Origin of the sequence: Achromobacter sp. UMC71 (assembly GCF_014170305.1) — a bacterium.
Classification (GTDB): Bacteria; Pseudomonadota; Gammaproteobacteria; order Burkholderiales; family Burkholderiaceae_B; genus Achromobacter.
This window is the reverse complement of sequence record NZ_LZZT01000010.1, coordinates 84099-99152: the sequence shown is the minus strand read 5'-3', so window position 1 is coordinate 99152 and position 15054 is coordinate 84099. Positions and strand designations below refer to the sequence as shown.

The following is a 15054-nucleotide window of genomic DNA, read 5'->3' as shown; positions in this document are numbered from 1 at the left end:
AGCGAGCCGACCCGATTCGTCAATGCGCGGCAAAGGCCGGCAACCGCTGCTCGATCCGCCGCGCCACATCATTGGCCGCTGACGACAACGGCCGCCCCAGACGCAGCAGCATCTGGCATTCCGGTGCGCTCAGGATCGGATGCGCGATTGGCAGCGCGACCAATTCGCCACTGGCCAATTCATGATGCCCCCCCAGGCTGGGCATCAGCGTCACGCCCGCCCCGCTCATGGCGTACTGCTTGAGCACGCGCAGCGAATTGGTGGTCAGGCTGGGCGTCAGGTGGATGCGTTCGGTGAATTCCAGCAGGTCCACCGCCTGGCGCAGCCCATAGGGCGCGGACATCAACGCGAACGGATACGGCAGGATGTCGGCGATGGTCAGCGGCGCGCGATGCCGGGCCAGCGCGTGCCCCCGCGCCGCCAGCAGGCAGACGGGATGCTTGCGGCTGAGGCGGCAACGCAAGCGCGGATCCACCGGCGGGTTGTAGGCCAGGCCGATGTGCGCGGCATCGGTGGCCACGGCCTCGACCACTTCGTTCACCGAGCCCACATTGACGCTGATATTGATCTGCGGATGCTCGATGCAGAACGGCCCGACCACGTGCTCCATCAGGCTGTCGATGAAGCCCTCGCTGATCATCAAATGCACATTGCCGCGACGCATGCCGCGCAATTCCTGCAGCCGCGCGTTCAGGTGTTCCTGCTGTGCGCGGCAACCGCGATGGTATTCCAGCAGCATATCGGCGGCCTCGGTGGGCGTGAGCCCGCGCGAGCGCCGCTCGAACAGCGCCACGCCCAGCTCCTTTTCCAGCAGCTGGATCTGGCGGCTGATGACCGACGGCGCGGTGCCCAGCTTGTCCGCCGCCCCGCGGATCGAACCGCAGGCGACGACCTCGTTGAAGTACTTCAGGCGCGTCTGGCTGATTTCCTGCATGGTGCTTCCCCGTTTGACGCGTCGCAGGCGAGGCGGCCGGGGACGGCGCCCCCGCCGCCCCCGGCCGCGCAACCGTCCTTCGCTGCGTCCTGTTCTATGTGTGGCCCTGTCGAGCGGCCGATCGTGTTGCCGGACGCGCGGCCAGCCGAATCGACCATTGTGTTGCCCTGAAGGCAACGATAATTTATCACCCTGGTCATTGTTTAGAACATCCGGCTCTCGCAATATGGACGCCGCGCGGACCCGCCCGGGCCCGCCACACCTTATTTCAGCCGCCGCGGGCGCAGATCCGCGCGAGGAGACCCGACCATGCCCCATCAGGCCACGCCAGCCGCCGATCCGCGCCTGGCCCCGCTTTACCGCAAGATCACGTGGCGCCTGCTGCCGTTCCTGCTGCTCTGTTATGTGTTCGCCTACCTGGACCGCATCAACATCGGCTTTGCCAAGCTGCAGATGCAGCAGGACATCGGCATCTCGGATGCCGTCTACGGCCTGGGCGCCGGGATTTTCTTCCTGGGCTACGTCATGTTCGAGGTGCCCAGCAACCTGTTGCTGACCCGCATCGGCGCGCGCCGCACCATCAGCCGCATCATGGTGCTGTGGGGCCTGACGTCGGCCTCGATGCTGTTCGTGCAGGGCGAATGGAGCTTCTATGTCCTGCGCTTCATGCTGGGTGTGTTCGAAGCCGGCTTCGCGCCCGGCATGATCTTCTACCTGACCTACTGGTATTCGCAGTCGCGCATGGCCGGCGTGATGGCCGTGGTGATGCTGGCCGGCCCCATCGGCGGCATCGTCGGCGGCCCGGTATCGGCCTGGATCATGACGGCGTTTTCCGGCGCGCACGGACTGGATGGCTGGCAATGGATGTTCCTGCTCGAAGGCCTGCCCTGCGTGCTGCTGGGCGTCATCGCCTTTCGCTTCCTGGACGACAAGCCGGCCGACGCCCGCTGGCTCAGCGCCGACGAAAAGGCCCTGCTCGCGGCCGACCTGGAAAGCCGCGGCGCGAAGAAGAAGCATGCCTTTGCCCAGGTGCTGCGCGACCCGGCCATCTACGGCATGGCGCTGACCTACTTCTGCCTGATCTGCGGCATTTACGCCGTGAGCTTCTGGCTGCCCACCCTGCTCAAGCTGGCGGGTGTGCAGGACACCATGGAGATCGGCCTGTATTCGGCGATTCCGTACGTGGCCGCGGCCATCTTCATGCTGGCATTCGCGCGCAGTTCGGACCGCCGCCGCGAGCGCCGCTGGCATACGCTGGCGCCCGCGCTGCTGGCGGGCATCGCCCTGTGCGTGGCCACTGCCGCGCCGACGCAATTCGCGCTATCCCTGACGGCCATCACGCTGGCCACGGGGTTCATGTGGGCGGCATACACGGTATTCTGGGCCATCCCGTCGCAGTACCTGCAAGGCGAGGCCGCGGCCGGCGGCATCGCGTTGATCAACAGCATCGGCCTGCTGGGCGGCTTTCTCAGCCCATCCATCATCGGCTGGTCCAAACAGGCCACCGGCAGCCTGGCCGGCGGCCTGTACGTGATCTCCGCGTTGCTGGTGGCCGGCGCCCTGCTGCTGCTCGTGAACCGTCCTCCACAATCCGCGCCCGCGCGCGCCTGACGAACCTAGGAATCGATCATGCACATCCTGGTGGCTGGCTTCCAGCATGAAACCAATACTTTCGCGCCTTCCAAGGCCGCCTACGAGAACTTCGTGCGTGGCGAAGGCTTTCCGGCCATGGTGCGCGGACAAGACGTGCTGGCGCTGCGCGAAGTCAACATCCCCGCGGGCGGCTTCATCAACGCCGCGCTGGCCGACGGCCACAGCGTCAGCACCGTGATCTGGGCCGGCGCCAGCCCCTCGGCCCACGTCACCCGTGACGCCTATGAGCGCATCGCCGGCGAGATCGTCGACGCCGCGCGCGCCGGCGGCTACGACGCCATCTACCTGGACCTGCACGGCGCCATGGTGGCCGAGCACCTGGACGACGGCGAAGGCGAGCTGCTGGCGCGAGTGCGCGCCGTGGCGGGCCCGGACCTGCCGGTGGTGGCCAGCCTGGACCTGCACGCCAACGTCACCGCGCAGATGCTGCAAGAGGCCGATGGCCTGGCCGCGTTCCGCACCTATCCGCACGTGGACATGGCCGACACCGGCGAACATGCCGCGCGCCTGCTGGCCGCGCGCATCGCGGCCGGCGGCAAGTGGGTGCGGGCCGAGCGCCGCCTGCCCTTCCTGATCCCCATCAACGGCATGTGCACGCTGCTGCAGCCGTCGCAGGGCGTGTACGAGGAACTAGCGCGCCTGGAGCAGACGCCGGGCGTGGCATCGATTTCGTTCGCGCCGGGCTTTCCGGCGGCGGACTTTCCGGAATGCGGGCCCGTGGTCTGGGCCTACGGCACCGACGCCGCCGCGGTCGAACGCGTGACCGAAGCGCTGTACCAGCGCGTGCTGGAACTGGAACCGCAGTGGTCGCCGGACTTTCTGGCCCCCGCCGACGCCGTCAAGCGGGCGCAGGCGCTGGCGGCCGGCGCGTCCCGGCCCGTGGTCATCGCCGACACCCAGGACAACCCGGGCGCCGGCGGCGACGCCAACACCACCGGCATGCTGCGCGCGCTGGTCGAGGCGGATGCGCAGAACGCCGCGCTGGGGCTGTTCTACGACCCCGACGCCGTGCGCCAGGCCACTGCCGCCGGCGTGGGCAATACCGTCCGGCTGCGCCTGGGCGGCCAGTCCGGCGTAGCGGGCGATGCGCCCTTCGAAGGCGAGTTCGTGGTCGAAACGCTATCGCCCGGCAAGCTGCGCTTTGACGGCCCGATGATGCATGGCATGGATGTGGATCTGGCAGCGGTGGCCGGCCTGCGGCTGGGCGGCGTGCGCGTGGTGGTCAGCGCCACCAAGACACAGATGCTGGACCGCAACCTGTTCCGCGTGGGCGGCGTGCAGCCCGAGGAAATGGCCATCCTGGTGGTGAAGAGCTCGGTGCACTTTCGCGCCGACTTCCAGCCGATTGCGCATGAGGTGCTGGTAGCCAAGGCGCCGGGGCCGATGCAGGCCGACCCTGCCGACCTGCCCTGGACCCGGCTGCAGCCGGGCATCCGCGTCAAGCCGCTGGGACGCGCGTTTACCAGGTAAGCGAGCAGGCGCGGCAAGCGGCATGGCTGCCGCCGCGCCGCGCATTGCCTGAGTTACTTGAGCTTGCCCTGCGGGCTGACGAAGTCTTCCAGCGTCAGCCCTTTTTCTTTCAGGATGGCTTCCAGCAGGGGCTGCAGGCGGCCCAGGCTTTCCTGGACGGTTTCGCGCACGGTGTCCACCACCACCTGGGTGCTGCGTTCGATTTCGATGTTGACCGAATCGCCCACCTGCTTGTCTTCAAATACCGTCATGCGACGGGTTTCGGGGATCAGCCAGACTTCGAACCAGCCTTCGGCGCGGTTCACTTCCGACACGGTCAGGCTGGCGCCGTTGATGGCGATGTAGCCCTTGGCGAACACGTACTTGCGAAACGCCTCGGGAATGGAAAAGCGCATCAGACGGTTGGTGTCCGAGGACTTCACCATCACGACGTCGGACGTGAAATCCACATGGCCCGACAGCGGATGGCCGCCGATCTCGGCGCCGTCCTTGGCGGCGCGTTCGACGTTGGCGCGGTCGCCTTCCTGGTAGCTGCCCAGCGTGGTGATGGCCAGGCTCTGCAACATGACATCGAAGGTGGCCTGGTTGGCGTCGAGGATTTCAGTGACGGTCAGGCAGACGCCGTCCGTCGAGACGCTGGCGCCGATGGCCAGGTCCTTGCAAAAGCCGTCGGGAAACGCCAGTGTGAACGTGCGCAGGCCTTCGCGGTCCGCGATTTTCGCGATCTTCGCGGTGCCTTGAACAATACCGGTGAACATGCTGATCCTGGATACGGGGCATGGCGCCCCTGGCAAAACATCAAAGTTAACCGATATTTTGCCACCGGGCGCCCGCCTGCGGGCGGGGCGTGGCGCCCCGCCGCCGCCGGATCAGTGGCGGATGGCGATGGTCTTCAGGGTGGTGAAGCCGTACAGCGCCTCGAAGCCCTTTTCGCGGCCGTAGCCCGATTGGCGCGAACCGCCGAAAGGCAATTCCACGCCGCCGCCGGCGCCGTAGTTGTTGACGAACACCTGGCCGGCGCGCAGCTTGCGCGCCAGGCGCAACTGGCGGCCGCCGTCGCGGGTCCAGACGCCCGCCACCAAACCGTAGAGCGTGCCATTGGCGATTTCCAGGGCTTCTTCCTCGGTGTCGAACACCATCGCGGCCAAGACGGGGCCAAAGACCTCTTCCTGCGCCAGGCGACTGTTGGGCGGCACGTCGCGGAACAGCACCGGCGTCTGGTAGAAACCGGCATCGGGCGCGCCGTCCTTGAGCTTGCCGCGCGCGGCAACCTTCAGGCCTTCGGCTTCGGCTTCGGCCAGGAAGCCGCGCACGCGGTCGTGCTGGCGGGCGCTGATCAGCGGACCGACGTCCAGGTCCTGCGCGGCCGGGCCGGTCACTGTGGCCGAGAAGGCGTCGGACAGGCGGGACAGCACTGTTTCGTAGACGCCGCGCTGGATCAGCACGCGGCTGCCGGCCGAGCAGGTCTGGCCGGCGTTCTGGATGATGGCGGCCAGCAGCACCGGCATCGCGGCGTCCAGGTCGGCATCGTCGAACACGATCTGCGGCGACTTGCCGCCCAGTTCCAGCGTGACCGGCACGTGGTTGTCGGCGGCGGCGTGCGCCACCAGCTTGCCCGTCTGCGGCGAACCGGTGAACGAAATGTGGTCGATGCCGGGGTGCGCCGACAGTGCCGCGCCGGCCTCGTGGCCATAGCCCGTGCAGATGTTCAGCGCGCCCGGCGGCAGCCCGACTTCGGCGGCAATCTCGGCAACCTTGAGCAGCGACAGGCAGGCGTCTTCGGCCGGCTTGACGACGCAGGCGTTGCCCGCGGCCAACGCGGCGCCCACGCTGCGGCCGAAGATCTGTAGCGGATAGTTCCACGGCACGATATGGCCCGTCACGCCATGCGCCTCGCGCACGGTCAGCACGGTAAAGCCCGGGGTGTAGGGAATGGTCTCGCCGTGCAGCTTGTCCACCGCGCCGGCATAGAACTCGAAATAGCGGGCCACGGCGGCCGCATCGGCGCGCGCCTGCTTGATCGGCTTGCCGGCATCGGCCGACTCCAGTTGCGCCAGTTCTTCCTGGCGTTCCAGCAGCGCGAAGGCAATGCGCATCAGCAGGCGGCTGCGCGCGGCGGGCGCCATCTGGCCCCATTCGCCCTCGAAGGCCTGGCGCGCGGCCTGCACCGCACGGTCCACATCCGCTTCGCCCGAACGCGCGATGGCGTCGAAGGGCTTGCCATCGGACGGGTTCAGGACGGCAATGGTTTCACCGGTGGCGGCGGCCACCCATTGGTTGGCGATAAAGTTCTTCTGAGTCACGATGTGCACGGTAAAGTGTGAGGTTCAAAGCAAGGTACGGGAGCCCTCCCCAATTTGTCAATTGAATTGACACCTTCCGTCCCAAGCTTCAGGATAATTCCAGCCTCCCTGGGGAAATCCCTAGATGTTTGGCCATCATCCGATACCCCTGCCGCCCGCCCGATTTGTCATGATGAATTACAAACCTGCCGGCCAGACCGGTGGAGCCTAGCGATGAGCAATGTGCGTGACCCGCAGCTGGACAAGCTGCTGCTCGCGGCCAGCCGGCCGCGCCCTGAACTGGATGTCCTGGCGGAAGTGGCGTCCGGCCTGGGCTATGTGCGCGCCGAGCGCTTCGCCGAACGCGTCTACGAAAGCCTGTTCTACGCCATCGCCACCGGCAAGATCGCACCCGGCGCCAAGCTGCCGACCGAGCTGGAACTGGCCGCGCTGTTCGAGGTGTCGCGCCCCGTCGTGCGCCAGGCGCTCGACCGGCTGCGCGAAGACCAGCTGGTCGAGTCGATCCGCGGGTCTGGCAGCTACGTGCGCGCCAAGCCCGACCTGATGGGCGGCATGCCCGCCGTGGACCCGGCCCGGCGGGTCGGCCACATCCTGGAAGGGCTGGAACTGCGCCGGATCATCGAACCCGAATGCGCCTACCTGGCCGCCCTGCGCCGCACCGACGAAGACCTGCACGAAATGGACCGCATGCTGACCGGCTACGAAGCCGCCGACGCCGCCGGCGCCATCGCCCACCACTACGACTACGGCTTTCACCGCGCCATCGCCACGGCCACCGGCAACCAGCGCTTCGTGCAGGTGCTCAAGTCGCTGGAATACGACGTCAGCCACGCGGTCAACGTGATGCGCCACCTGGTCCACAGCGAACCCTGGAAGCGCACCCGCGCTGCCATCGACGAGCATCGCCAGATCTACCGCCTGATCCAGCAGCAGGACGCCGACGGCGCCCGCCACATCATGCTCGCCCACATCGAAAAAGCCCGTAGCCGCATGCTCAACAGCGGCTCGGAACACTGAACCCGAGCCACCGCCGGCCGGTCACGCCCCCCCGCCGCGCGACCAGCCGGCAACGCTTATCTTGAATCCAATCCGCGCGTCCTGGCGCGCCACACTGCCCCCATGCAACGTCCCGTTTTGAACCTGAACCAGCAACTCGTCATCGTCACCGGCGCCAGCCGCGGCCTGGGCGCGGCCATCGCCCGCGCCTTCCTGCGCGAAGGCGCCTGCGTCGTCATCAACTATCTGCACAGCGAGGCCCAGGCCCGCGAACTGGCCGCCAGCGCCCCCGAGCGCGCGCTGGCCGTACAGGCCGACGTGCGCGACGCCGATGCGGTGGCCGCCATGGTGGCTCGCGCCAGCCAGCACTATGGCCGGCCCGTCAGCACGGTGGTCAACAATGCCCTGCCCGCTTTCCAGTTCAATGGCGATGCCCGTGCGCACGCCGACACCCTGAACTGGGCGCAGATGAATGCGCAGCTCGAGGGCAGCGTGCGCGCCGCCCTGAACACCACCCAGGCCGTGCTGCCGCTGATGCGTGCCGCCGGCGGCGGCCGCATCATCAACGTGGGCACCAACCTGGTCCAGAACCCGGTGGTGCCGTACCACGACTACACCGCCGCCAAGGCCGCCCTGCTTGCCTTCACCCGCACCCTGTCGCACGAGCTGGGCGCGGACGGCATCACCGTCAACATGGTGTCCGGCGGCCTATTGCGCACCACCGACGCGTCGGCCGCCACGCCGGACGCCGTGTTCGACATGATCGCCGCCGGCACGCCGCTGCGCGAAGTGACCACCCCGGACCAGTTCGCCGACGCAGTGCTGTTCTTCGCCAGCCCGTGGTCGCGCGCGGTGACGGGGCAGAACCTGATCGTGGACGGCGGACTGGTGAAGGGATAAGCCGGCACGGGCGCGGTATCATCGGGCCGCATCAATACAAGGTTTACGCGAAACATGAAATTAGCCACCTGGAATGTCAACTCCCTGAATGTGCGCCTGCCCCAGGTGCTGGACTGGCTGGCTGCCAATCCCGTCGACGTGCTGTGCATCCAGGAACTGAAACTGACCGACGACAAGTTTCCGCAAGCCGCCTTCCAGGAAGCCGGCTACCACGCCGTCTGGGCGGGCCAGAAGACGTACAACGGCGTGGCCATCGTGTCGCGCGTGCCGGGCACGTCCATGGTCCGCAACATTCCGGGCTACGAAGACCCCCAACAACGCGTGCTGGCGCTGACCTTCCCCAGTCCCGAGGGCGATGTGCGCGTGGTCTGCGCGTACTGCCCCAACGGCCAGGCCGTGGGTTCGGACAAATACGCCTACAAGCTGGAATGGTTCGCGGCCATGCACGCCTGGCTGGCCGAAGAGATCAAGCAATACCCCCGCCTGGCCGTGCTGGGCGACTACAACGTCGCCCCGGCCGACGAAGACGTGCACAACCCCGAGAAATGGGAAGGCCAGGTGCTGGTGTCCGAACCCGAACGCCAGGCGCTGAACCAGCTGATCGGCCTGGGGCTGGCCGACTCCTTCCGCCTGTTCGAGCAACCCGAGAAGTCGTTTTCGTGGTGGGACTACCGCCAGTTCGCCTTCCGCCGCAACGCCGGCCTGCGGATCGACCACATCCTGCTGTCGGCCCCGCTGGTCAAGCGCTGCACGGCCTGCGTCATCGACAAGGAACCGCGCCGCAACGAGCAGCCGTCCGACCACGCGCCGGTCGTGGCGACGCTGGCCTTTGACTGAAGAAAATATCGCGGGCCGCACGCTTGCACGGCCCGTAAATATTCCTGTATAGTTTTGGTCTTGCTTGATTGGGGCGGTAGCTCAGCTGGGAGAGCGTCGCGTTCGCAATGCGAAGGTCGGGAGTTCGATCCTCCTCCGCTCCACCAAATTCCAGACAGAAAAGCCTTGGACGTACGTCCAGGGCTTTTTTGTTTTTGGCGCAATCGGCGTGAAAAACCCGCGGCAGTGGGCGCAAACGCGCCGGGGCCCGCTTTACCGCAACAAGTCATGCAGCCTGGCGGCCGGCATGGGCGGCGCGATGCCCGGGCGGGAGGACGGTTGCGGCGACGCCGCGCCAGGCCGGGCAGACGGCTGACGCCTGAGCCTTGTTGCGACGATGTCGTAGAAAACCGCGCCCGGATAATGCATCAGCACGCCACCAGCCGCCGCGGCCAAGACGGCAACGGTACTGGCCAATTCCCAAGTGCTCATGATTGCTCTCCGTGCAAGGACGTGGTCGCGCAGCATCGACGCCACACCCATGCACGCAGTCTATCAATGGCCGCCGATCCGTGGCCGCGTCCGGCAGCCGCCAGAAACGCGGAGTAACAGCATTCACATATTTTTCCGGGCCCGGTCGCGGCAATACCGCGCGGCGCGCGCCTGCAAGCGCTATCTCAAGTCCTGCGCCACGCCCCACTCCAGCCGCAACGCCTTGATTTCCCAGACGCGCTGGGCGCTACGTTCGGCCACACAGCGGGCGTGGGTTTCGGGTTCGGCCATTTCCTCGGCGCCGCACACGCTTTTGGTCTTCTTGAGCCATTCGCGTTGCGCTTGGCGCAGCGCGTCGGCGTCCTCGACGCGCATCGCTGGGGCCGCCAGGGTGTGGCGGTAGATCTGATTCAGGCGATCGTCGTAGTACTGCTGCAGAAAGGCGTAAGGACGATTCGGGTCCAGTTCGCCGGGCAGGCGGCTGAGATCGAAGAATTCGTCCTGGTTGCCGTTGTAGAAACCGTTGTAACCGACCTTGGCCTGGAAGAAGCGGCCGCCGGCATCGGCGGCGGAAGCATTGCCCACCGGCGACGTGCGCCAGCGCAGCAACAGGTAGTCGGTGTTGCCCAAGTGGGCCACCACGTCGGAACGCAGATTGGATATCTGCTGGTGGCTGTCGCGCAGCTCGACGGCGTAGCAAGGCCCCTCGGTGTTGATGTCCTGCGGCACGGGGCCGCTGCAGGCGCCGGACTGGACGGGGCTTTCGGCGGACTGCTCTTCGTTGCGGTCGATGGCGATGACGCCCAGCAGGGCCGCGGCCTGGTCGCCATTGCGTGCCATGTCGAGCAGGTCGACCACCAGGAGGGCTTCGGCGCGGGCCGGGGCAGCCAAGGCGGATAGCGACAGGGCCGCGGCGGCCGCCATGGCGCGCAAGAACGGGCGACGGCGCGCATACGCCGCAGGGGTATTCAGGCAATGGTCGGCGGTGGCCGGGAAAATAGGCATGTTGGATGACTGGCTTTGCGTCCGGGCGCTTATCTTATCCCAGGCATCACGCGGCCTGGCCGGTCCCTCCGAACTGCGCTACAACCCCATCATCCACGCATCGTTTCACGCCTTGCCACCGGATCCACCAGCCCATGCCCACCCCCGCCGCGCCCACCGATGAACGCCTGCCCCTGCTGCTGAGCCTGAACGGCGGCTATGTCGACACTTTGGGATTCATTGCGCTGCATGGGCTGTTTTCCGCGCACGTGACCGGCAACTTCGTGACCATCGGCTATGCGCTGGGCAACGGCGCGACGGGCGCGTGGACCAAGCTGGCGGCGTTGCCGGTGTTCTGCCTGGGCGTGTTCCTGGCGCGACTGTACGGCCAGTCGCGGCGCGACGCGGGCCGGCCGGTGTTCATGCGGCTCCTGATGGCCAAGACGCTGCTGTTGTGCGTGGCGGCCGCGATCGCTCTGAAGTGGGGGCCGTTTCCGGTCGGTGACACCTGGGGGCTGTTCGCCACCGGCATGACGCTGGTGCTGGCGATGTCGATCCAGAACGCGGTGCATCGCGTGCACCTGGGCGCCGCGCCGCCGTCGACGCTGATGACCGGCACCACCACGCAGATCATGCTGGACCTCGCGGACGCCGCGCGCGGCGAGCGCAGCGATGCCGGCAGGCAGCGCATGGCACGCATGAGCCGCGCGGTGCTGGCGTTTGCGATGGGTTGTGGCGCAGCCGCGCTGCTGCATGCCGGCATCGGACTGTGGGCCTTTGTGTTGCCGCCGGTGATTTCGCTGGCCGGCCAGGGATTGGCCCGGCATTACCCTGGCTGACCTCATCCGCAAGCGGACCTGCCCGGGCAGACTGCCCTAGGGCCTGTTCACACTAGAAAGCGCCTCTTTAGGGTTGACAGGCCCTAGCCCAGCTGACGGACCTGCTCCGTGCCCCGGGAAGCGGCTCCGGGCTTGCCCGGTGGGCGATTCGCATCGGGCCGGGAAGCGGCTGACTGGCGGCGCCGCAGACGGCGGGCGATGGCGTCATAGAGCCACACGCCCGGTGCGCGCACCGCCAGGCATACCAGCAGCCCGAGCAGCAGGGTCAGCAAGATGGCGCGGCCCGAGATCATGGATTCCCCTCGGCCTGCCCGGCGCGCAAGTGACGGCGGATCGAGCGCGAGAACCCGATCGAGTCTTCGCCCAGGATCGGCGGGATGCCGACGAAGCCGCGCTCGCGCAGGGTCTGCAGCGGCAGGCTGGTGTCCAGCCCGCCCTGGTCGTACAGGTATTCGGGCAGATAGCCCGACAGCAGGATGCGGTAGTCCAGCGGCAAGCCCGGCACGATGGCCCGCACCATGCGGTAGACGAGCGTCGTGCAGTTGGCGGTGACGGTGTGATAGAACCGCGGCGTGTCGGCCAGTTCGTTGGCGGTGCGCACGTACGACAGGAACAGCTCACGCATTTCCGGCAGCGGCATCTTGACCGGGTAGATATAGACGTTTTCCGCGCGTGGGCCGGCGCGCACGTAGAGCACGTCGCGCTCATCGGCGGCCACCACGCTGAGTTCGAATTTCTTGAAGAATCCGCCCAGCTCGGAGAATTGCTCGCTCCGCTCTTTGCGGATTTCGACCGAAAACACCACGTGACGGCCGTCGGCAAAGCCGAACGACACCAGCGTGTGGGCGATGGCCGGGCCGTCCCAATAGGACAGCACCATGTCCACCGACTGCAAGGCATCGAGGTCGTAGACGCGGGTTTCCCAGCGTTGGATGTAGTCAGCGTCGGAACGCCATTTGAAATCGCGCACGTTGTCCAGCGTGACGATATTGCCGGCGACGCTGCCGCGCAGCGTCTTGGAGACATCGTCGGCCCAGACCCGGTCGTTGGACGGCGCGATGCCTTGCCACCAGGCCGCCAGCAGCACCAGCGCCGCCAGATACGCCCACAGCGCGGGCCGGCGCCGCAGCCGGCCAACGCCGTGCCACAGACGCAGCAGCGCATACAGGCCCAGCGCGGCCCACAACAGCATCAAGAGGATCCTGGCCCACAGAGCCGCTGGCCCCTGATACCACAGCGCCAGGCAGGCCCAGGCCAGGGCAAACACCATCAGCAGGCTCAGCGCGATCCGGCCCAGCACCCGCAGGCAGCGTTTGGCCAGGCCCGGCCGCGCAGCGTCAGGAACCGGCGCCATGTTGACTCACGATTTCCAGGACGCCGTTAATGACGAACTGCACCGCCATGCACACCAGCAAAAAGCCCATGACGCGGGAAATGGCTTCCACGCCGGTATTGCCGATCAGGGCGACGATGCGCCCGGCCGAGCGTAGGCAAACCCAGAACAGCAGGCCCAGCAGGACGAACACGATAATGGGCGTGACCGCGATGGTCCAGGCCGGATAATGCCCGGCGGTTTCGCCGCCCACCGTGGAGGCCGCGCTGATGATCATGGCGATGGTGCCCGGCCCTGCGGTGCCGGGCAGCGCCAGCGGCACGAAGGCAATGTTGGGCACCTGGCGGTGCACCGCCACGTCGGCCGCCACATCGGCCTCGCGTTCATCGGTGGCCGTGGAAGACGGGAACAGCATGCTGAAGCCGATGCTGGCCACGATCAGGCCGCCGGCGATGCGCAGGCCCGGAATGGAGATGCCGAACGTGGCCATGATCCAGGCACCAGCGTAGTACGTGACCAGCATGATGCCCACCACATAACAGGCGGCCTGCCGGATCTGGCGTTCGCGCTCTTTGTAGGGAATGTGCTGGCCCAGGGACAGCAGCAGGGTCATCGAGGTCAGCGGATTGGCCAGCGGCAGCATCAACGCCAGGCCCAGGCTGACCAGTTTGCCCAGTTGAAGCAGATCATCAATCATTGCGGCGGCGGGGAAAAATGGCGGACCTGGACAGACGCGCAATGATCCGCCCACTTCGATTGCGCTAAGCGCGTATTGTAATGGCAAGCATAGGCAAAAACTGGTATTTACCCTATATCTTGTTCCATTACCCTGCCGCCGGGGCTTATTTCCTGGCCTAGAAACCCGGCTGGCCCCTTGTTCGCCTGCCTCGCGCGCGTTCATCCTTGCCCTTGCAAACAGGAGTGTCCACCTTGATGTCTTTCCGCTCGCACTGGCTGACGGCCGCCCTGCCCCTGGCGTTTGCGTTTCCCGGCGCGGCCGCGGCAGCCGGCATGGATTGCGGGCAGGCCCGTACGCCCACTGAAAAAACCATCTGCGCCGACCCGGGCCTGTACGCGCTGGACGCCGAACTCGGCACGGCGTACGGCAAGCTGCGCGCAGCCCAGCCGCAACAAGCGGACGCGCTGCGGCAGACGCAACGCGGCTGGCTCAAGCAGCGCGACCTGTGCCGCGCCGACGCCGCCTGCCTGCGTGCGCGCTATGAGGCGCGCGTGGGCGCCTTGCAAGGACAACTGGCCCGCGCGCAGGGTTATCAGCCCGATGAAACCGATCGCTTGGCGCTGGCCGACCTGCGTCAGGCCGTAGACGCGGCGCGGCCAAACGATCCGGCGTTCGCGCTGGAGAAAGCGCTGGAGACTCTGTCGGTCAAGGCCGGCACGACGGCGTTTTCCAACGTGCGGGACAAAGACAGCGATGACGTGGCGCATTTTCCCGCCGCGCGGCCGGACGGCGTGACGGACGACGAATGGCGCGCGCTGCTGGCATCCGGCCTGGAGATCGAGGCCGAGGGCGGCAACGTCGGCTATACGCTGATGGACCTGGACGGCGACGGACGGCGCGACCTGGTCATCGATGCCTACGTGGGCGGCACGGGCCTGTTTTCGGATGTCAGCGCCTGGCGCCGCGACGGGGCGCGCTTCGTGCCAAGCGATGTCGGCGATGCCAACGGCGACGCGGGTTCGTCGCTGTACACGATCAACGGTCGCGGCGCCAACCAGGAAGGGACCTGGATCCGCCTGCGCGACCGTGTCTACGTCGCCTACCGCGTGGGTGCCTACGGGCAGGACCGCGTGTACCTGATGCGGCCGCTGCACCGCATCGGAGACGTGCCGACGCTGACGGTGCGTTACCGCTACGGGATGTCGGTGCCCAAGCAGCAAAAGCACGAGAACGGCACGACCCGCACGCTGGACGACACCTTGCACGCGGCGTTGACCCGCGCATTGACGGGCATCGATACCAGCCAGGTGCGCGAGGCCTACAGCGGCGAAGAACCGTTATGCCCGATACCGGACGGCGTGTCCAGGGACGACCGCGATAGCTACTACAGTTTCGGCGCTGGCCACTACAGCTATGAAATCGTGGGCGACATGGCCGTGTATGTCGGGCAGCGCTGCTACATCGGCCGGGTGGTGGACTGGTTCGGCAGCTACGGCAAGGACGGACTGGCCGCGCAACTCTGGATCCGTGATCCGGGCCCGGACGGCAAGGAAGAGACGTTCAACCTGACCGGCACGCGCAACGTGATCAAGACCGACATGTCGATTGGCCCGGTGGCGGGCGACAACGGCTAAGGCCGGTCGCCCCGCCGCGCA

General features: G+C 67.0%; 14 protein-coding genes and 1 tRNA gene. 8 read left to right on the top strand and 7 right to left on the bottom strand.

All coding sequences use genetic code 11. The features are described 5' to 3' along the window. Positions 1-19 precede the first annotated feature (19 nt). Entirely contained in the window at positions 20-934 is a 915-nt protein-coding gene (locus A9974_RS03985; RefSeq protein WP_183002861.1) for a LysR family transcriptional regulator, read from the bottom strand. A 309-nt stretch (positions 935-1243) separates the two neighbouring features. On the opposite strand from A9974_RS03985, the gene A9974_RS03980 reads away from it, so the two are divergent. Together A9974_RS03980 and A9974_RS03975 are read left to right on the top strand one after the other, a co-directional pair. Further along, the gene (locus tag A9974_RS03980; RefSeq protein ID WP_183002860.1) at positions 1244-2545 is read left to right on the top strand and encodes an MFS transporter; all 1302 of its coding nucleotides are present in this window, start codon (positions 1244-1246) and stop codon (positions 2543-2545) included. Between the two features lie 18 nt (positions 2546-2563). Continuing rightward, the gene (locus A9974_RS03975) at positions 2564-4057 is read left to right on the top strand and encodes a M81 family metallopeptidase (RefSeq protein WP_183002859.1); all 1494 of its coding nucleotides are present in this window, start codon (positions 2564-2566) and stop codon (positions 4055-4057) included. A gap of 53 nt (positions 4058-4110) precedes the next feature. Here A9974_RS03975 and A9974_RS03970 read toward each other — a convergent pair whose 3' ends face one another. Both A9974_RS03970 and A9974_RS03965 read right to left on the bottom strand, forming a co-directional pair. Continuing rightward, positions 4111-4815 carry a riboflavin synthase subunit alpha gene (locus tag A9974_RS03970; protein WP_183002858.1) on the bottom strand — a complete coding sequence of 235 codons (705 nt, stop codon included), beginning with the start codon at positions 4813-4815 and terminating at the stop codon, positions 4111-4113. A 111-nt stretch (positions 4816-4926) separates the two neighbouring features. Continuing rightward, positions 4927-6363: an aldehyde dehydrogenase family protein gene (locus A9974_RS03965; protein ID WP_183003094.1), complete on the bottom strand. Its 1437-nt coding sequence runs from the start codon at positions 6361-6363 to the stop codon at positions 4927-4929. A 210-nt stretch (positions 6364-6573) separates the two neighbouring features. On the opposite strand from A9974_RS03965, the gene A9974_RS03960 reads away from it, so the two are divergent. From A9974_RS03960 to A9974_RS03945, 4 genes are all read left to right on the top strand, one after another. Then, the gene (locus A9974_RS03960) at positions 6574-7377 is read left to right on the top strand and encodes a FadR/GntR family transcriptional regulator (RefSeq protein ID WP_183002857.1); all 804 of its coding nucleotides are present in this window, start codon (positions 6574-6576) and stop codon (positions 7375-7377) included. A gap of 102 nt (positions 7378-7479) precedes the next feature. Then, on the top strand, positions 7480-8256 hold the full coding sequence (locus tag A9974_RS03955) for a 3-oxoacyl-ACP reductase (RefSeq protein ID WP_183002856.1): 777 nt from the start codon (positions 7480-7482) through the stop codon (positions 8254-8256). A gap of 54 nt (positions 8257-8310) precedes the next feature. Next, positions 8311-9093 carry an exodeoxyribonuclease III gene (xth, locus tag A9974_RS03950; RefSeq protein ID WP_183002855.1) on the top strand — a complete coding sequence of 261 codons (783 nt, stop codon included), beginning with the start codon at positions 8311-8313 and terminating at the stop codon, positions 9091-9093. Positions 9094-9163: 70 nt separating this feature from the next. Next, positions 9164-9239, top strand: a tRNA-Ala gene (locus A9974_RS03945). 505 nt (positions 9240-9744) lie between these two features. Here A9974_RS03945 and A9974_RS03940 read toward each other — a convergent pair. Beyond that, complete coding sequence (locus A9974_RS03940) at positions 9745-10569, bottom strand: lysozyme inhibitor LprI family protein (protein WP_183002854.1); 825 nt, start codon at positions 10567-10569, stop codon at positions 9745-9747. Between the two features lie 134 nt (positions 10570-10703). Here A9974_RS03940 and A9974_RS03935 point away from each other — a divergent pair, with 134 nt between their 5' ends. Next, positions 10704-11387: a YoaK family protein gene (locus A9974_RS03935; protein WP_183002853.1), complete on the top strand. Its 684-nt coding sequence runs from the start codon at positions 10704-10706 to the stop codon at positions 11385-11387. Between the two features lie 83 nt (positions 11388-11470). Here A9974_RS03935 and A9974_RS03930 read toward each other — a convergent pair whose 3' ends face one another. Genes A9974_RS03930 through A9974_RS03920 form a run of 3 tightly spaced genes read right to left on the bottom strand, consistent with a single transcriptional unit; the run spans position 11471 to position 13417 of the window. Next, positions 11471-11680, bottom strand: a complete 210-nt coding sequence (locus A9974_RS03930; RefSeq protein WP_183002852.1) for a hypothetical protein — start codon at positions 11678-11680, stop codon at positions 11471-11473. Then, a complete protein-coding gene (locus tag A9974_RS03925; RefSeq protein WP_183002851.1) occupies positions 11677-12741 on the bottom strand; it encodes a DUF4105 domain-containing protein in 1065 nt (354 codons plus the stop codon). Before A9974_RS03925 ends, A9974_RS03930 begins: the two co-directional genes overlap by 4 nt. Continuing rightward, positions 12725-13417, bottom strand: a complete 693-nt coding sequence (locus A9974_RS03920; RefSeq protein ID WP_255467994.1) for a MarC family NAAT transporter — start codon at positions 13415-13417, stop codon at positions 12725-12727. Before A9974_RS03920 ends, A9974_RS03925 begins: the two co-directional genes overlap by 17 nt. Positions 13418-13653: 236 nt before the next feature. Between A9974_RS03920 and A9974_RS03915 the strand changes: the two genes are divergently transcribed. Next, positions 13654-15033 carry a lysozyme inhibitor LprI family protein gene (locus A9974_RS03915; RefSeq protein ID WP_183002850.1) on the top strand — a complete coding sequence of 460 codons (1380 nt, stop codon included), beginning with the start codon at positions 13654-13656 and terminating at the stop codon, positions 15031-15033. Positions 15034-15054 lie beyond the last annotated feature (21 nt).

Bases quoted from the DNA above. Each gene is read 5' to 3' on its own strand.
- A9974_RS03960 (WP_183002857.1), top strand. From the start codon at position 6,574: ATGAGCAATGTGCGTGACCCGCAGCTGGACAAGCTGCTGCTCGCGGCC.
- A9974_RS03930 (WP_183002852.1), bottom strand. From the start codon at position 11,680: ATGATCTCGGGCCGCGCCATCTTGCTGACCCTGCTGCTCGGGCTGCTG.
- A9974_RS03920 (WP_255467994.1), bottom strand. From the start codon at position 13,417: ATGATTGATGATCTGCTTCAACTGGGCAAACTGGTCAGCCTGGGCCTG.
- A9974_RS03955 (WP_183002856.1), top strand. From the start codon at position 7,480: ATGCAACGTCCCGTTTTGAACCTGAACCAGCAACTCGTCATCGTCACC.
- xth (WP_183002855.1), top strand. From the start codon at position 8,311: ATGAAATTAGCCACCTGGAATGTCAACTCCCTGAATGTGCGCCTGCCC.
- A9974_RS03980 (WP_183002860.1), top strand. From the start codon at position 1,244: ATGCCCCATCAGGCCACGCCAGCCGCCGATCCGCGCCTGGCCCCGCTT.
- A9974_RS03970 (WP_183002858.1), bottom strand. From the start codon at position 4,815: ATGTTCACCGGTATTGTTCAAGGCACCGCGAAGATCGCGAAAATCGCG.
- A9974_RS03975 (WP_183002859.1), top strand. From the start codon at position 2,564: ATGCACATCCTGGTGGCTGGCTTCCAGCATGAAACCAATACTTTCGCG.
- A9974_RS03935 (WP_183002853.1), top strand. From the start codon at position 10,704: ATGCCCACCCCCGCCGCGCCCACCGATGAACGCCTGCCCCTGCTGCTG.
- A9974_RS03915 (WP_183002850.1), top strand. From the start codon at position 13,654: ATGTCTTTCCGCTCGCACTGGCTGACGGCCGCCCTGCCCCTGGCGTTT.
- A9974_RS03925 (WP_183002851.1), bottom strand. From the start codon at position 12,741: ATGGCGCCGGTTCCTGACGCTGCGCGGCCGGGCCTGGCCAAACGCTGC.
- A9974_RS03940 (WP_183002854.1), bottom strand. From the start codon at position 10,569: ATGCCTATTTTCCCGGCCACCGCCGACCATTGCCTGAATACCCCTGCG.
- A9974_RS03985 (WP_183002861.1), bottom strand. From the start codon at position 934: ATGCAGGAAATCAGCCAGACGCGCCTGAAGTACTTCAACGAGGTCGTC.